Annotated in this window: 18 protein-coding genes; 13 read left to right on the top strand and 5 right to left on the bottom strand. The window is 71.9% G+C overall.

The features are described 5' to 3' along the window. Positions 1-57 precede the first annotated feature (57 nt). Positions 58-1,251: a zinc-dependent alcohol dehydrogenase gene (locus tag ASF78_RS01260; protein WP_056583945.1), complete on the top strand. Its 1,194-nt coding sequence runs from the start codon at positions 58-60 to the stop codon at positions 1,249-1,251. A gap of 105 nt (positions 1,252-1,356) precedes the next feature. Here the strand turns inward: ASF78_RS01260 and ASF78_RS22660 are convergent, their stop codons facing one another. Then, positions 1,357-1,506, bottom strand: coding sequence for a hypothetical protein (locus tag ASF78_RS22660; protein WP_200940503.1), 150 nt, complete (start codon positions 1,504-1,506; stop codon positions 1,357-1,359). A 99-nt stretch (positions 1,507-1,605) separates the two neighbouring features. On the opposite strand from ASF78_RS22660, the gene ASF78_RS01255 reads away from it, so the two are divergent. The 3 genes from ASF78_RS01255 to ASF78_RS01245 all read left to right on the top strand — a co-directional run bounded on the left by ASF78_RS01255 (position 1,606) and on the right by ASF78_RS01245 (position 3,947). Continuing rightward, positions 1,606-2,448, top strand: a complete 843-nt coding sequence (locus tag ASF78_RS01255) for an alpha/beta hydrolase (protein WP_056583944.1) — start codon at positions 1,606-1,608, stop codon at positions 2,446-2,448. Between the two features lie 92 nt (positions 2,449-2,540). After that, on the top strand, positions 2,541-3,512 hold the full coding sequence (locus ASF78_RS01250; RefSeq protein ID WP_056583941.1) for a diguanylate cyclase domain-containing protein: 972 nt from the start codon (positions 2,541-2,543) through the stop codon (positions 3,510-3,512). Between the two features lie 42 nt (positions 3,513-3,554). Further along, complete coding sequence (locus tag ASF78_RS01245) at positions 3,555-3,947, top strand: VOC family protein (protein ID WP_056583939.1); 393 nt, start codon at positions 3,555-3,557, stop codon at positions 3,945-3,947. Between the two features lie 21 nt (positions 3,948-3,968). On the opposite strand, the gene ASF78_RS01240 is transcribed toward ASF78_RS01245, so the two are convergent. After that, positions 3,969-4,577, bottom strand: coding sequence for a GNAT family N-acetyltransferase (locus ASF78_RS01240; protein ID WP_056583935.1), 609 nt, complete (start codon positions 4,575-4,577; stop codon positions 3,969-3,971). Positions 4,578-4,657: 80 nt separating this feature from the next. Beyond that, entirely contained in the window at positions 4,658-5,170 is a 513-nt protein-coding gene (locus ASF78_RS01235) for an Lrp/AsnC family transcriptional regulator (protein ID WP_056583932.1), read from the bottom strand. Between the two features lie 105 nt (positions 5,171-5,275). Here ASF78_RS01235 and ASF78_RS01230 point away from each other — a divergent pair, with 105 nt between their 5' ends. Continuing rightward, positions 5,276-6,484: an MFS transporter gene (locus ASF78_RS01230; protein ID WP_056583930.1), complete on the top strand. Its 1,209-nt coding sequence runs from the start codon at positions 5,276-5,278 to the stop codon at positions 6,482-6,484. 54 nt (positions 6,485-6,538) lie between these two features. Here the strand turns inward: ASF78_RS01230 and ASF78_RS01225 are convergent, their stop codons facing one another. Continuing rightward, entirely contained in the window at positions 6,539-7,762 is a 1,224-nt protein-coding gene (locus ASF78_RS01225) for a PP2C family protein-serine/threonine phosphatase (protein ID WP_056583927.1), read from the bottom strand. A gap of 684 nt (positions 7,763-8,446) precedes the next feature. Here ASF78_RS01225 and ASF78_RS01220 point away from each other — a divergent pair. The 3 genes from ASF78_RS01220 (at position 8,447) to ASF78_RS01210 (ending at position 10,586) form a co-directional block, all read left to right on the top strand. Beyond that, positions 8,447-8,911 (top strand): hypothetical protein, encoded by a 465-nt coding sequence (locus tag ASF78_RS01220; RefSeq protein ID WP_156373993.1) that lies wholly within the window; start codon positions 8,447-8,449, stop codon positions 8,909-8,911. Next, positions 8,901-9,629 carry a VIT family protein gene (locus tag ASF78_RS01215; protein WP_056583921.1) on the top strand — a complete coding sequence of 243 codons (729 nt, stop codon included), beginning with the start codon at positions 8,901-8,903 and terminating at the stop codon, positions 9,627-9,629. The genes ASF78_RS01220 and ASF78_RS01215 overlap by 11 nt, the downstream gene beginning before the upstream one ends. A gap of 120 nt (positions 9,630-9,749) precedes the next feature. Then, the gene (locus ASF78_RS01210) at positions 9,750-10,586 is read left to right on the top strand and encodes a universal stress protein (RefSeq protein WP_056583918.1); all 837 of its coding nucleotides are present in this window, start codon (positions 9,750-9,752) and stop codon (positions 10,584-10,586) included. A 94-nt stretch (positions 10,587-10,680) separates the two neighbouring features. Here ASF78_RS01210 and ASF78_RS01205 read toward each other — a convergent pair whose 3' ends face one another. Further along, a complete protein-coding gene (locus ASF78_RS01205; RefSeq protein ID WP_082494740.1) occupies positions 10,681-11,628 on the bottom strand; it encodes a universal stress protein in 948 nt (315 codons plus the stop codon). Positions 11,629-11,900: 272 nt separating this feature from the next. On the opposite strand from ASF78_RS01205, the gene ASF78_RS01200 reads away from it, so the two are divergent. From ASF78_RS01200 to ASF78_RS01180, 5 genes are all read left to right on the top strand, one after another. Then, on the top strand, positions 11,901-12,761 hold the full coding sequence (locus tag ASF78_RS01200) for a universal stress protein (protein WP_056583916.1): 861 nt from the start codon (positions 11,901-11,903) through the stop codon (positions 12,759-12,761). Positions 12,762-12,879: 118 nt separating this feature from the next. Next, entirely contained in the window at positions 12,880-13,161 is a 282-nt protein-coding gene (locus tag ASF78_RS01195; protein ID WP_056583913.1) for a dsRBD fold-containing protein, read from the top strand. A 5-nt stretch (positions 13,162-13,166) separates the two neighbouring features. Then, positions 13,167-14,402: an NAD(P)/FAD-dependent oxidoreductase gene (locus tag ASF78_RS01190; RefSeq protein ID WP_056583910.1), complete on the top strand. Its 1,236-nt coding sequence runs from the start codon at positions 13,167-13,169 to the stop codon at positions 14,400-14,402. Positions 14,403-14,415: 13 nt separating this feature from the next. Then, positions 14,416-14,730 carry a TusE/DsrC/DsvC family sulfur relay protein gene (locus tag ASF78_RS01185; protein ID WP_056583908.1) on the top strand — a complete coding sequence of 105 codons (315 nt, stop codon included), beginning with the start codon at positions 14,416-14,418 and terminating at the stop codon, positions 14,728-14,730. 24 nt (positions 14,731-14,754) lie between these two features. Further along, positions 14,755-15,270 (top strand): DsrE/DsrF/DrsH-like family protein, encoded by a 516-nt coding sequence (locus tag ASF78_RS01180; protein ID WP_056583905.1) that lies wholly within the window; start codon positions 14,755-14,757, stop codon positions 15,268-15,270. Positions 15,271-15,320: the final 50 nt, after the last annotated feature.

Here is a 15,320-nt window from a genome sequence, read left to right as displayed (position 1 = left end):
TTAGCGTCGAGGAGGCGTGGAGCCACCGGCGCCGAACCTCTGACGGAGGAGAGACCGGTGCGAGCACTGACCTGGCAGGGACGCGAGAAGCTGAGCGTCGAGGAGGTCCCCGACCCGACCATCCAGGAGCCGACGGACGCCGTCGTCCGCGTGACGTCCACGGCGATCTGCGGCTCCGACCTGCATCTGTACTCCGTGCTCGGCGCCTACCTCGACGCCGGGGACATCCTCGGGCACGAGGCCATGGGCGTCGTGGAGGCCGTCGGTCCCGCGGCGGGTTCTCTGCGGGTGGGTGACCGTGTGGTCGTCCCGTTCGGGATCGCGTGCGGCACCTGCTGGACGTGCAGCCGCGGGTTGCACTCGCAGTGCGAGACGACGCAGGTACGGGACCAGGGCAAGGGCGCGGCACTGTTCGGGTACACCAAGCTCTACGGCCAGGTCCCCGGCGGGCAGGCACAGTACCTGCGCGTCCCGCAGGCCCAGTTCGGCCCGGTCGTCGTGCCCGACGACGGCAGCCCGGACGAGCGGTACCTGTTCCTGTCCGACGTCCTGCCGACTGCGTGGCAGGCCGTCGAGTACGCCCAGGTGCCCCCCGGCGGCACCGTCGGGGTCCTGGGTCTGGGACCCATCGGCCAGATGGCCGCACGCATCGCCGCGCACCGCGGGGCGTCCCGGGTGATCGGGATCGACCTGGTCCCCGAGCGGTTGGCGATGGCACGTCGGCACGGCATCGAGGTCCTCGACCTGCGCGACACCGACGACCTCGTGGGCGCGGTGCAGGACCTGACGGGCGGTCGCGGGGTCGACGCGGCGATCGACGCCGTCGGGATGGAGGCGCACGGGTCACCCGTCGCCGCCGCCGGACAGCGCGCGGCCACCCTGCTGCCCGACGCGCTCGCCGCGCCCCTCATCGAGAAGGCCGGCATCGACCGGCTCGGTGCGCTGCTGACCGCGATCGACATCGCACGCCGGGGCGGGACGGTGTCGATCTCCGGGGTGTACGGCGGCGCGGTCGACCCGTTGCCGATGATGACGATGTTCGACAAGCAGCTGACACTGCGGATGGGGCAGGCGAACGTCCGGCGCTGGGTGGACGACCTGCTGCCGCTCGTGACGGACGACGCCGACCCCCTCGGCGTCCTCGACCTGCGCACCCACCGCGTCGGGCTCCTCGACGCCCCTGCGGCGTACGAGATGTTCCAGAAGAAGCACGACGGGTGCATCAAGGTCGTCCTGGACCCCGCCGCATGACCTGGTTGCGCAGGACGGTGGCCGACCTTCGGGCCCTCGTGCGCTCGCAGAGCGTGCGCGCGCTGGGCCGCGGTCGGAACCGCCGCGCACCCGACCGCTGAGCGATCAGGAGTCGGCGGGGTCCTTGCCCTCGGCAGGTTCGGTGGCGTGCTGCCGGACGTCCGTCCCGTCCCCGGCCACCTCGGCCCCCTCGGCCGGCTCGGTCGTGTGCGCTCGCGTCTCGTCGTCGGGCAGCGGCGGCGTGTCTGTGCTCATGGTCCTGTCCTCCTCCGGACGTCGGCTCGGGCTCTCGTCCGACGGTACGCCCGCGGCCGGGCGAGCGCCTCGCGCCCGTCACCGTGCGACGATCAGACGATGGCTGGGCAGGTGCGCGGTCGTCGGATCCTGACAGCGGTCGCGGTCGCCGTCGTCCTCGTCGTCGGCCTGGTCCTCGCGTTCCAGCGCTCGCTCATCTACTTCCCCGACCGGAGCACCCCACCGTCCGTGTCGGACCTGCTGCCGGGTGCGCGAGAGGTCCGGTTGTCGACGACCGACCACCTGACGCTCGCCGCGTGGTACCTGCCGGCGCCCGGGGGCTGCACCGCGACCGTGCTGGTCGCGCCGGGCAACGCGGGCAACCGTGCGGACCGCGTCCCGCTCGCCGCTGCGCTGGGTGACGCCGGCTTCGGGGTCCTGCTGCTGGAGTACCGCGGGTACGGCGGCAACCCGGGGTCGCCGTCGGAGGTGACCCTCCTGCGCGATGCCCGAGCCGCGCGGGCGTTCCTCGTCGATGCCGGGATCCGGGCGACCTCGCTCGTCTACCTCGGGGAGAGTCTCGGCGCCGCGGTCGCGGCCGGCCTGGCCGCCGAGCACCCGCCGGCCGCGCTCGTCCTGCGGTCGCCGTTCACCACCCTCGCGGACGCTGCCCGGGCGGTCTCCCACGTGCCGGTCGGCCCCGTGCTGCACGACCGGTTCGACGTCGTCGGAGCCGTGCGCCAGACGACCGTCCCTGTCGTCGTCGTCCTCGGCGACCGGGACACGACCGTGCCGCCACGCCAGAGCCGGGCCGTGGCGGACGCGGCCCGTGCAGCGGATCGCGAGGTCGTCGAGGTCGTGGTGCCGGACGCGGACCACGACGACCCGGCGCTCACGTCAGGTCCCGTCCTGGTGCAGGCGGTCATCGACGTCGCGAGCGCCGGTGGCGCGCGGCCGTGCTGATGACGGCAGCCCCGGTGTCCCGCACATGAACGTTGACCGGCGACTCGACGAACACCCTTCCGACCTGCGCCTTCGTTGACCGACCATGCGCTGTGGCGAACGTTCAGACCCTCCTGCGTGACCTCCGCTCCGGCGCCGTCCCGTCCACCGCTCCCGTCGCGACCGTCGCGGTCCCTCTCCAGGTGATCGACGCCGAGATGCCCGTCCACGAGGTCGAACCCCTGTTCCTCGACGCGGCCCTCGTGCGGATCGGCGTCATCGACCGGACCGACCCGGGCCGGATCGGACTGATCACGCGCTCGCGGTTCACCGCCGGCATGGCGGGCCGGCTCGGCTACGGCCGAGCAGTGCTCACGCGTCGACCGGCGCGGGCGGTGGCCGACTGGGAGCCGCTCGTCGTCGACCCGGCGTCGTCGGTCGTCGAGGCGGCGCTCCTCGCGATGGCCCGACCGGCCGAGTCCCGGTTCGAGGACGTGGTGGTGCGCGCGGACGTCTGGTCGGCCACGGGAACGGCCGAGCTCGTGCACGCCCTCGCCGCCGCGCTGGCTGAGCAGGGCATGCGCGACCGCACCACCGGTCTCGTCAACCGCCACACCCTCGAGCACACGCTCGACTCGTGGGCGCTGGAGATCCGGGGCTCGCGCCGACGACTGGCCGCGACACTCATCGACGTCCGAGCCTTCGGGCTCCTGAACGCGATCCACGGTCTGCGCCACGGTGATCGCGTCCTGAACACCATGGCCGAGGCGCTCGCCGGCGCCTATCCGTCAGGCTGTGTGATCGGCCGTCTCGGCGACGACGAGATCCTGGTCGCGGCCGTGCTGCCCGCGGTCCCCGACGAACGCGCCCGCGACATCGCCGAGGAGCTCCGCCAGATCGCGCTCCGAGCCCTGGACCCGATCCCTCACGAGTTCGCCGACGGCGAGTGGCCCCGGGTACGGGCAGTCGCCACCGTGAGCCTGCAGGCGTGGGCCGACGTCCCGCTGCTGCTCCAGGAGCTGCATCGGAGCATGCGACGGGAGAAGGCGGAGGCGGCGACGGTCGGGTCGCCCAGGAGAGTCTGACCGCGGTCCGCACGAGGACCCCCCGCGGTGGCACCCTGGGACATGACCGTGCTGAGGAACGTCGATGCCGTGACCATCCCGGTGCCGGATCTCGACACCGGGCTCCGCTGCTACGTGCACGGGCTCGGGCACCGGCTCCTGTGGCGCAACGACGCCGTCGGCCAAGCCGGCCTCGCCCTCCCCGACAGCGAGACCGAGGTGGTCCTGACGACGACGCTGCCCTACGAACCGACGTGGCTCGTCGACGACGTGCTCGTGGCGGTGCAGGAGTTCCGATCGGTCGGCGGTGAGCTCGTCAGCGGACCCGAGGAGGTTCCCGTCGGGCGGGTGGCGGTCGTCGTGGACCCGTTCGGCAACCGCCTGGTGCTGCTCGACCTGTCGGAGGGCCGGTACGTCACCGACGACGACGGAACGGTGACCGGGGTACGGCGCTGAGAGGGCACCCCGCCGCACGGGCTACGCCTTGCTGGCTGGCACCTCGGTGGTCATCACGCAGTTGCCCTTGCCCTTGGGCCGCTGGTACTCGAACCCGAGCTGCTCGTACATGGTCCGCGTCGCGTTGTAGAGGAAGGACGCGGAGGTCTTCTTGCCGGGCGGCAGGTCGTGCGGGTACGACTCGACCAGACCACCCCCGGCGTCGGCGATCAGCGCGAGCGCGCCCCGGACGGCGACGGACGCCATCCCCTGGCGACGGTAGTCGCGGTCCACGAACAGGCAGGTGATCCGGAAGTCCGGCCTGCGCACGACCCCCTTCTCCCACTCCTTGCGGTGGTGGATGTTCGGCAGCTCCTCGACGGGCCCGAACTCCGCCCAGGCGACCGCGGCGTCGCCGTCGAGCACGAGCGCCGCGTGGGCGGTGCCGGCCAGGACGCGCTGCCGCTTGAACTCCCGGTTGCCGAGCTCTCGGCGTTCCTCGACCGGGTCGGGGTAGCAGTGGAAGTAGACGCACCAGCACCCGCCCCAGACACCGTTGTGCCGCTCCGCCAGGCCCGCGAACGCGTCCCACGTCGGCGGACCGAGCGGTTCGATCTGGTAGCCGTCGATCGTGAGGCCCGCATCGCCCATTCTGGCGACAGTAGCGGCGGAGCACCGCCGGTGACAGCCGTTGGGCACTCGCGACGGGCTCGTCAGGTCGAGCCCTGCGCTCAGACCCCGTCGGACCGGGCGTCACGGCTCCATCCCGGCGACGGTTGAGCGGTCCGGTTCTCCGCCGGTGGTTCCGCGACCGGGCGGCCCTCGTACTGGGTGGACAGCACGATCTGGGTGTCGATCTCGCCGTGCCTGCCGATGCGCTCGAAGATCTCCTCCAGGTGCGGCATCGACGCGGCACGGACCCGCAGGAGGGTGCACGAGCTCCCGCTGAGCTTGTGGATCTCGACGACCTCGGGGAACTCGTCCGACGCTGTGGTCTTGAGCAGGCAACGGCCCGGCGAGCACCGCAGCTTGACGAACGCGGTCAGCGGGAGGCCCGCGCGTGCAGGGTCGATCCGGGCCTGGTAGCCGGCGATCACGCCCGCCTCCTCCAGCCGCCGGACCCGGTCGGCGGTCGCAGGGGCGGACAGGTTGACCTTGCGGCCGAGCTGGTTGAACGACAGCCGACCGTCCTTCTGGAGCTCGGAGACGATGCGCCAGTCGGTCCCGTCGAGCGGTCTGCTCATCTGCAAACCGTATCGCCGGAATACCTCAGGATCGAGAGGCGAGACGATGGCAACGCCTGCGATCGGCCATTCTCCGATGCCCCGAGCCTTCGTACCGTCGACGGCATGAGGCGCGGCACCACGACCACGACGGCTCCGGCGACGACAGCTCTGTTCGTCGGCGCCGCCCTGAACAGCGCAGTCATCGCGACGACCAGCACGGTCGCCGCACTGGTGATGGTCGACGCCCTGGGACCGGCCTGGGGCGGTGTGCCGGGCACCGCGGCGGTGATCGGCACCGGGCTCGGGGCCCTCCTGGTCACCGTGCTCACCCACCGGGCCGGCACCCGGACGGCCCTGCGGCTCGGGTACCTGGCGACCACGCTCGGCGCCGCGGCCGGTGCGGTCGCCGTGCCCGTCGGCAACGTGGTGCTGCTCGTCGGCGGCATGCTCCTGATCGGGCTGGGGAACGCCGCCGCGCAGCTGTCCCGGTACGCAGCCGCCGAGCTCGTACCCGCCCGACGACGTGGGTCCGCGATCGCACTGATCGTCTGGGCCGGCACCGTCGGCGCCGTCGGCGGACCACTGCTCCTGCTCCCCACCGCGCACCTCGCCGACGCCCTCGGACGGCCCGCCCTCTCCGGTGCGTTCCTGCTCAGCATCCCGGCGGGGCTGCTCGCCGCGCTGGCGGTCAGCGGCCTGGACACGACCCGACGACCCCGGACAGGTCCCCGGGTGCCCGTGCGGACGATCGTGCGATCGCCTGCCGGCCGCGACGGCCTCGCGGTGATGGTCACCGGGCAGGTCGTGATGGCGGCCGTGATGACGTCGGTGCCCGTCCAGCTGCACCTGCACCATCACGGCCTCGACGTCGTCGGTCTCGTCCTCGCCGCCCACACGCTCGGCATGTTCGTCCTGTCCCCCGTCACAGGACGTCTCGTCGACGGCCGGGGTGCCGTGCCGGTCATGGTGCTCGGCCTTGCGACCCTGCTGGTCGCGACGATCGTGGCCGCATCCGGGGCCCTCCTCCCCCAGGCGGTGGGGCTGTTCGCGCTCGGCTACGGGTGGAACCTGTGCTTCGTGGGCGGCAGCGCGTCGCTGGCCGTCGGGCTGCCCGCGGAGCTGCGGGCCGACGTGGAGGGCTCGGTCGAGGCGGTGGTGTGGATCTCGGCCGCGGCCGGCACCCTGACCTCGACGGTCGTCCTCGCACTCGCCGGGTGGTCCGCCTTGACGCTCGCGGCGGGCGCCGTCGTCGTCGTGCCAGGCCTGCTCCTGCTCCGCGATCGGCATCGGGCCGCACCTGGCGCGTTCGCGCGTCGAGCGCCCGGAGGGTGATCGCATGCGGCGTCGCACGTGTCACTGGCACTCGCGCGGGTCGACAGGGCAGGCCTACTGCGACGAGCGGTCCGCCCCGCGCCGGGTGGTGCGGCCCGTCGTCCCGCCGTGCCACTCGAGGAGCAGCAGAGCCGCGTCGTCCTGGATGTCGTTGCCGACCGTCTCGAGGAAGATCCGCGAGATGCCCTGCGCCACGCTGCGGGTGTGCTGGTCGGCGGTGTCGCGCAGGGCACCCGGAAGGTCGAAGCTCGCCGCGCTCCGCTCGAACATGCCATCGGTCATCATGAGCAGCCGGTCGCCAGGGAACAGCTCGATCTCCTGAACCTGGTACTCGTGCTCGCGCAGCCCGAGCAGCGGGTTGTTGGCCGGCGCGACGCCCCTGACCTGCCCCTCGTGCAACAAGAGCGCGCCGGGGTGCCCCGCGTTGATGATCCGTGCCACGGTGCGGTCACCGGGGCCCTGCTCGCCACCGGACGACCGGAGGTCCATCTCCAGGAGGATCCCCGTTACGAAGCTGCGGTCCCCGTCGCGCTCGAGCAGGGCAGCGTTCGCGGCGTTCGCCTGTTCGGCGAGACCGGCGCCCCGCCGACGGGCGTTACGCAGCGCGTTCACCGCGAGGGTCGCCACCATCGCCGCGCCCAGGTCGTGCCCCGTGGCGTCCGTGAGCGAGGCCGTGAGCCGGTCGGAGGATGCGACGTAGTCGAAGGTGTCGCCGGCGGCGCTGGCCGAGGGTTCGAGCCACCCGGCGATCGTGAAGGATCCTCCCTCGCAGACGAAGCCGGGCGGCAGAAGGCGTCGTTGGACCTCCCGGGCGAGCGTGAAGTCGACCGACCGCATCGCTGTCTCGTACCGGTCGGTGTGCCGCTGGCTGGCGATGAGGACGTACCCGAGGGCGTGCGCGACCGCTGCGAGCTGCGCGATCGTCGCGGTCTCCGGAGCGTCTCCACCGGTGCCGTGCGCAGGCATCTGGACGGCGAGCACCCCGAGCGCGTCGCCGCGCACGGTCACGGGGGTGAACGCCCACCCGTGCCCGTCCTGGACGGTGCGCTGCTCGCGCCACGCCCGCCCCGCCTCCGTCCCCTCGAGCTCGAAGCGCCCGCCAGGGTTCGCCGGGTCGACGAGCGTGCTCCCTGCGGCGTCGGCGATCAAGAACCTCGCGGAGCGCACGCCGAGCGTCCGCCGCAGCACCTCTGCGGCGACGGACATCGCCTCGGCAGGCGAGGCATCTTCCACCGCCGTCAGGAGGGCGGAGATGTCGACCTGGGGGGTGGGCGCCATCGCGCAACCATGACACGACCGCGGATCGTCCGCGCTGCGCATGGCCGGAGCTCACGCAACCTCACCATCCGCGCGGCGATCGTGGGGTTGCTCACCCGTCGGTGGAGGGTGTGAGTTCCGGCGACGATCGGAGCGACAGCCATGGTGATCGGGACGAGAGCCCACAGCCTGCCTGCTCTCAGGTCGTAGGCGGCCACCAGCTCCCGCGGCGGAACCCGCCGCACCGAGCCCGACCTCGAACGTCAACGTCGAGCCGGCCCACCCGCAGGCGACGATCAGCGCCGAGGCGCGGTCCGGCAGCGGCCGCACCCGGCCCAGCCCGGCGGCGACCGTCCAGATCACGGCGACCAGCGCGCCGGTCGAGATCTGCTGCGCGCGCACCTCGCCGAAGCGCGGCACCAGGTACCGCTCGCGCACGGCGCCGTTGGCGACAGCAGCGCCGGCGATCGCGAACCAGGCAGCCGTCCAGGCTCGGCCCGGTGTGCTCCCGTGAGTCGGGAGCACCCCGGAGCCGGTGGCCCCGGGACGAGCCGAGCGGCGTGCCATGGAACGACCTCCTGGACCTGGCGCCTCAGGCAGAGGTGCGGGTACGGCACCCTGACCAAGGATCACGCATCCTCCGCTGCGCTGTCGTGGGACGTTGTGCCCTGGTCCACGCGCGGAGACCCGGGACAGGCTCGAGTCATGACCGAGCGGAGGGCCCTGCCCCGTCCCGCCAGACCCGTGGCCCGACGGTGGTCGATCGCGCTCGAGGGTCTGACCACTGCGGGCGCGCTCGCGGGCGTGCAGGGGTTCCTCTCCGGCCAGTTCGATCCGCTGGTCGACCAGCTCACGTTCATCGACGGCCCCGCCGTGCCCGCTCTGGCCCTCGGGGTGTGCATCGCGGTGCCGCAGGGTGTCGCGATGGTGCTCGGCCTACGAGGGCACGCACTCGCGCCCCAGGCCGCGCTCGGCGCCGGCGTCGTCCTGACCGGCTGGGTGCTCGCGCAGCTGCCCCTGATCGGTGGGGAGTCGCCGGTGCAGTGGGCGTTCTTCGCGGTGGGGCTGGCTGAGACTGCACTTGCTGTGCGGTGGATGGTTGGGCGAGCTGACCGGCCGTCGACGGAACCGGCCCTGCGACACCCCGAGCGTCGGATCCATGCCCGGTAGCGGAGCACAGCAGGCACGCCTGGTCGTCGATGCCGGCCGGGGGCGGGAGGCATCCCGCCTGAACTGGCTGCGCGCGGGCGTGCTCGGCGCCAACGACGGCATCATCTCGACGGCAGGGCTGGTCGTCGGCGTCGCTGGCGCTACGGCGGCGATCAGTCCGATCCTCGTTGCAGGCGTCGCGGGACTCGTAGCCGGCGCCGTCTCCATGGCGCTCGGGGAGTACGTGTCGGTGAGCAGCCAGCGCGACGCCGAGCGAGCTCTGATCGAGCACGAACGCCGCGAGGTGGAGGGCGATCCTGAAGGAGAGCTCGAGGAGCTGACCGGAATCCTGGAGTCGAGGGGCCTGTCCACTGCGACTGCTCGAGCCGTGGCGCTGGAGCTCAGTGCCGACGATCCGGTGGCGGCCCACCTGGATGTCGAGCTCGGCCTGGACCCGAACGCGCTGACCAACCCGGTTCATGCTGCGATCTCGTCTGGTCTGTCGTTCACGGCCGGGGCGGTGCTACCCCTGGTCGCCATCGGTGTTGCCCCCGCCGACGTTCGCGTCGCCGTGACATTTGTCGCCGTGCTCCTGGCACTCGCCATCACCGGCGGGATCAGCGCTCGGCTCGGGCACGCGCGTCGCCTGCGGGCGATGGCGCGCCTCATGGTCGGCGGCGCGCTGGCGATGATCGTCACTTATGCCGTGGGTCGCATGCTGGGCGTGTCGGCCCTCTAGGGCCAGGGGGCCGCGACCAGGAGCGACCACCTTCGGGACCAACGACCCTGGGGTCGGCACGGCGTCCAGGCGAACCTGGACGAAGCACAGGCCGCAGCCGACGCGCGCTGGAGGTGCAGCATGAGCGGGCAGATCGTGGTGGGGTACGACGGCTCTCCGGAGGCGCAGCAGGCGTTGCGGTGGGCCGCCGACGAGGCACGACGTGAGCGCCGTCCGCTGCGTATCGTCCATGTCGGGCTCGGGCAGGGCGGCGCACGTTCACTGACCGACGGCGTCGAACGTGCACGAGCCGAGGCACCTGACGTCGAGATCACGTCATCGCTCGAGCTCCGCGACAGCGTTCCCGGCACTCTCGTCGAGGTGAGCACCGACGCGCACATGCTCGTGCTCGGCGCGCGCGGCCTGGGGGGATTCTCTGGACTGTTGCTCGGCTCCGTGAGCACGGCGGTCGCGGCGCACGCCCACTGTCCGGTGGTGGTCGTCAGGCGCCGCCCAGGCCGATCCGCGGTTCCGCTCGCACGGCCCGTCGTCGTCGGCGTGGACGGCTCGCGCACGAGTGTCAGGGCGGTCGACCTCGCGTTCGACCAGGCGTCACGGCTCGAGGCTCCATTGACCGCTGTGCACGCGTGGGAGACGCCCGCGCTGCTGGGTACCACCCCGGCGTGGACGCCGGAGGAGATCGCAGATCGGCTCGTCACCGAGAAGGCGCTCCTGGCCGAGAGCCTCGCCGGCCACTGCGAAAAGTACCCCGACGTCGAGGTGCGGTCGACGGTGAGGCTGGGCGGAGCCGCCGAGGTCGTGCTGGCGGCCTCGGATGGAGCCCAGCTGGTGGTTCTGGGGTCCAGGGGGCGCGGCGGCTTCGCGGGTCTCCTGCTCGGGTCGGTGAGCCATGCGGTCGTGCACCATGCCACCTGCCCGGTCGCCATCGTGCACCCACCCCACGAGCGCGACGTCTGACGAACAGGCTAGGCCGTGTCCCGCGCTGGTCCGGCCCATCGACACACTCCGAGAAGACCCCGGCGGCCAGGTAGGTCGGTCGACGTGCCCGCGCTCACGTGTCGACGCGCGACGCACGCAGGCCGTCGGACGGTCCCAGCGGGGGTCGAAGCCCCCGGATCCCGTGCGGGACGACCGCGACCGGGCAGGCTGCATGGTGCAGAGTCGCGTGGCTGACCGACCCGAGCAGGAGTCCCTCGAAGCCGCCGCGCCCGCGGGAACCCACGACGACGACGCTTGCGTGCTCGCTCTCGCGGATGAGCACGCGGCGAGCATCCCCGCGTCGCACCTCACGCTCGACCTCGACCGTCGGGTGGGCGCGTCGATGCAGCTCGACCAGCGCGAACACAGTGGGGACGGCCGCGGCGTCAGGCGCCCACCGCCGGCCGCGCTCACCGGCAGGGTCAGCGCGACGCGACGGAGCCTCGGGTGCAGCGTGGACGGCCCGGAGGGTCAGCCGGTTCGCTGCCGCCCACGACAGCGCGAGGTCCACGGCCGTCTCCCCGGCGGTGCTGTCGTCCAGCCCCACCACCACCGGACCGGAGGGCTCGGGTCGTCCACGGACGACGAGCACCGGGCACTGCGCCGAGGAAGCCAACGCGATCGCGACCGAGCCGAGCAGGAGGCCCGTGAACCCGCCGAGACCACGATCCCCCACCATCACCAGCGCGGCGTGGACGCTGGCCCGCAGGAGGACCGGCTCGGGTGCGCCCGTGATCACCGCTCCGCTGACAGCGACGCCGGGCGCCGTCTCCTGGGCACGCCGGACCGCTTCGTCCACGATGCGTTCAGCCGACTTCCTCAAGCCCGCACCGGGCAGGTCCGAGGGTGTCGGGATCGCTGGTCCACGAAGCTCGGGCCAGATGAACGCGTGCACCACCTCGAGCGGGAACCCGAGGAGTCCGGCCTGGACGGCAGCGGCGGCGACGGCTCGGAGTGCCGGCTCGGAGCCGTCGACGCCGACGACGATCGGGCCGGATTCGACAGTCCTGGACGTGCTCATGGCGGTCCTTCCCGTGACGCACCTTCCCAGCCCCAGCGAACCGCGCGTGGAGGCGGAGCGCCACGGTCGTTGGTCCCATCGTCTGCGGGAAGTGCTGAGCACGTCGTCGAGAACGAGGACGGCAGCGTTGCGCGACGCACGCACGCCGTGACGTCGCGTCGGTGGTCCAGGGGCAGCTCGGGACCTCGGACTCTACGAACGGAACCGCCGGGCTCGCACGATCGAGGTACCCGAGCGAACGGATGAGACAAGGAAGCCTTCGGAGGTGCGAGATGAACCGAGAGATCGTGGTGGGCTACGACGGCTCCACCCACGCGGACGAGGCGCTGGCATGGGCTGCTAGGGCGGCTCGACGCGAGCACGTTCCGCTCCGGATCGTGCACGTCGCGCGGACGTTCCTCGACGGCTACGTCGTCGCTGACCGTCCCCTGGACCTGACGGCGAAGGTCGGTCGCCAGGTTCTGGAGGGCGGGGTCGAATGTCTGCGGGCCATCGACCCCGAGCTCGAGGTCACGTCGCAGCTCGAGCCCCAGGACAGCGTGGCAGCGGTGCTCACCGAGGCATCGAAGCACGCCCGCATGCTCGTCGTGGGCTCCCGGGGCCGCGACGGTTTCGCAGGTCTGCTCCTCGGGTCGGTCAGCGTGACTGTTGCTGCGCACGCGCACTGCCCGGTCGTCGTGGTCCGAACGCCGCGCGCGGCGGCGGAGACGTCCACGCGACCGGTCGTGGTGGGGGTGGACGGCTCCCCGACGAGCGTGAGCGCCGTCGACTACGCGTTCGACCAGGCGTCCCGCCTGGGGCTCCCCCTGGTCGCCGTGCACGCATGGGAGATGCCGACGCTGTTCGGGCCGGTGCCGCCGTGGATGCCCGAAGAGATCGAAGAGATCCGGATGGCAGAGAAGGCTCTGCTGTCCGAGAGCCTCGCGGGGCACATGGAGCGCTATCCCGACGTGAACGTGACGTCCATGGTGCACCGCGGCGGACCCGCGCACGTCATCCTCGCCGCCTCCGAGGACGCCGAGCTCCTGGTGGTCGGGTCTCGCGGCCTCGGTGGTTTCCGCGGCCTTCTTCTCGGGTCGGTGAGCCAGGCTGTCCTGCACCACGCCACGTGTCCGGTGGTGGTCGTCCGCTAGACGCTGCGCGTGTCAGGACCTTCTGCTCTATGTCGGACACCTGGGCCGACGAAGGCTGGGTGACAAGGACGCACCGCCGTGGTGGCGGGCGGCCCCGCCAGGCGGAAGGAGCAGTGCGATGACGCACACCTGGAGAGTCGTGATCCATCTCTTCGATGCGGACGACCTGCGGGCCGACGGTGACGTGACGAAGGCACACGCCGTGCTCACCACGTCGGCCGGCACCCACCTCGACGGCTACGGCCGAGCGCGACGTGCACCGCAGGACATGGACGTCCCTGAGATCGGCGAGGAGCTGGCGGCCGCCCGCGCGCTGCGCGACCTGGCGGACCGCCTGCTGCGTGCAACCTCCGACGACGTCTCCGCGATCGAGCACGGTGACGTGCAGATCGCGCACTGAGTGCCATGACCAGGCACGTGGTGGTGCTCGGCGGAGGGACCGCCGGCACGATGGTCGCGAACAAGCTCCGACGCAGACTCGACGACACCTGGGCGATCACCGTGGTCGACCGGGACGACGCGCACGCGTACCAGCCTGGCTTCCTCTTCGTGCCGTTCGGTGGTCCGACGACCTCGTTGGTCCGGTCGCGGCACGCCTTCGTGCGCGACGGTGTGGAGCTGGTCCTGGAAGCCGTCGACCGGATCGACGTCGACGCCCGAGAGGTCGTGCTCCTGGACGGCCGGCTCCTCCCCTACGACTACCTCGTCATCGCCTCCGGAGCCTCAACCCGGCCGGACCAGACACCAGGGATGCTCGGCCCTCAGTGGCGACGGACCATCTTCGACTTCTACACGCTGGACGGAGCCAAGGCCCTGGCCACCGCCTTGCGGCGGTTCCAGGGCGGCCGTCTCGTCGTCCACGTCACCGACGTGCCGATCACGTGCCCGGTCGCGCCGCTCGAGTTCACGTTCCTCGCCGACGACTGGCTGCGTGAACGGGGACGCCGGGAGGCGACCGACCTGATCTTCGTGACGCCCCTGGATGGTGCGTTCACCCAGCCGATCGCCTCGCAGCGGCTCGGATCCATGCTCGTCGACCGCGGCATCACCGTGGAGCCTGACTTCCTCGTCGAGCGGATCGACGGCACCACGCTGGAGTCCTACGACGGCCGCCGAATCCCGTTCGATCTGCTCGTCACGGTGCCGCTGCACCGCGGAGCCGACTTCGTCGAGCGATCCGGCCTCGGCGACGAGCTCGGGTTCGTCCCCGTCGACCGCCACACCCTCCAGTCGACCGCGGACCCACGCATCTTCGCCATCGGCGACGCATCGGACATCCCGACCTCCAAGGCGGGGTCGGTCGCCCACTTCTCGGCCGACGTCCTCGTCGACAACCTCGTCGACCTCACCTCGGGCCGAGAGCTCACCCACTCGTTCGACGGCCACGCCACCTGCTTCGTCGAGTCCGGTGACGGCAAGGCCCTGCTGCTCGACTTCAACTACGACACGGAGCCCCTCCCCGGGACGTATCCGGTCCCGTTCGTGGGACCGCTGCGCCTGCTCATGGAGAGCCGCGCCAACCACCTGGGGAAGCTCGCGTTCCGGTGGCTGTACTGGAACGTCCTGCTCCCGGGCCGCCCGATGCCCATCGCGCCGGCCATGTCGATGGCCGGCAAGAAGTCTCCCGTTCCCACGTCCTAGAAGGCGGTGCGCCATGCCAGTCACGACCCTCGCGGACCACACGATCCACGTCGATGACGCGGGCTTCCTGACCGACCCCTCGGAGTGGGACGACGGGCTCGCACTCGTCCTCGCCGAGCAGGTCGGGCTCACGCTCACCGACGAGCACCGAGCGGTCCTGACGTTCCTCCGGGAGGACTTCCGGCAGCGCGGCGAGACCCCGACGCTCCGGCGGGCGTCAGCCGGCAGCGGCGTCCCGGTCAAGGAGCTCTTCCGGCTCTTCCCGCAGAAGCCGGCCAAGAAGATGGCCTACGTCGCCGGCCTGCCGAAGCCCGTGGGCTGCGTCTGATCCACGCCGACGAAAGGCACTGCCATGACCTCCACCGAGACCGCTACCGCGATCGTGCCCCATTTCGGGACCGACGACGCTCCCGGGCGGAAGCTCGCGATCATCTGCTCGAAGGGCAACCTGGACATGGCCTATCCGGGTCTGATCCTGGCGAACGCGGCGCTCGGCGAGGGCGTCGAGACCCACCTGTTCTTCACCTTCTGGGGCCTCGACATGATCACGCGAGCCACGATGGGCGACCTGAAGTTCACCATGCTCGGGAACACGGCGACCCACATGCCACAGGGCCTCGGCGGACTTCCCGGGATGACAGCGATGGCGACGTCGCGGCTGAAGAAGGCGATCGCGGAGCTCGACGTCCCCGACGTCCCGGAGTTCCTCGAGCAGATCGTCGCCTCCGGTGGGCACCTGTGGGCGTGCCGACTGTCCGCGGACATGAACCACCTGACGCTCGCCGACCTCGACGAGGACGTCGAGGGGATCATCAGCGCCAGCGACTTCATCGAGAAGACCGACGGCGCCCAGCTGCTGTTCATCTAGGCCCCGCTCGCGCGGACGCAGGGTGGAGGGAGCGCCGGCGGTGCGGCCGG

The organism is Cellulomonas sp. Leaf334 (genome assembly GCF_001424195.1).
In the GTDB taxonomy this organism is placed as follows: domain Bacteria; phylum Actinomycetota; class Actinomycetes; order Actinomycetales; family Cellulomonadaceae; genus Cellulomonas.
Note: the sequence above shows the minus strand (reverse complement) of the source record. Positions and strands in the feature narration are given on the sequence as shown.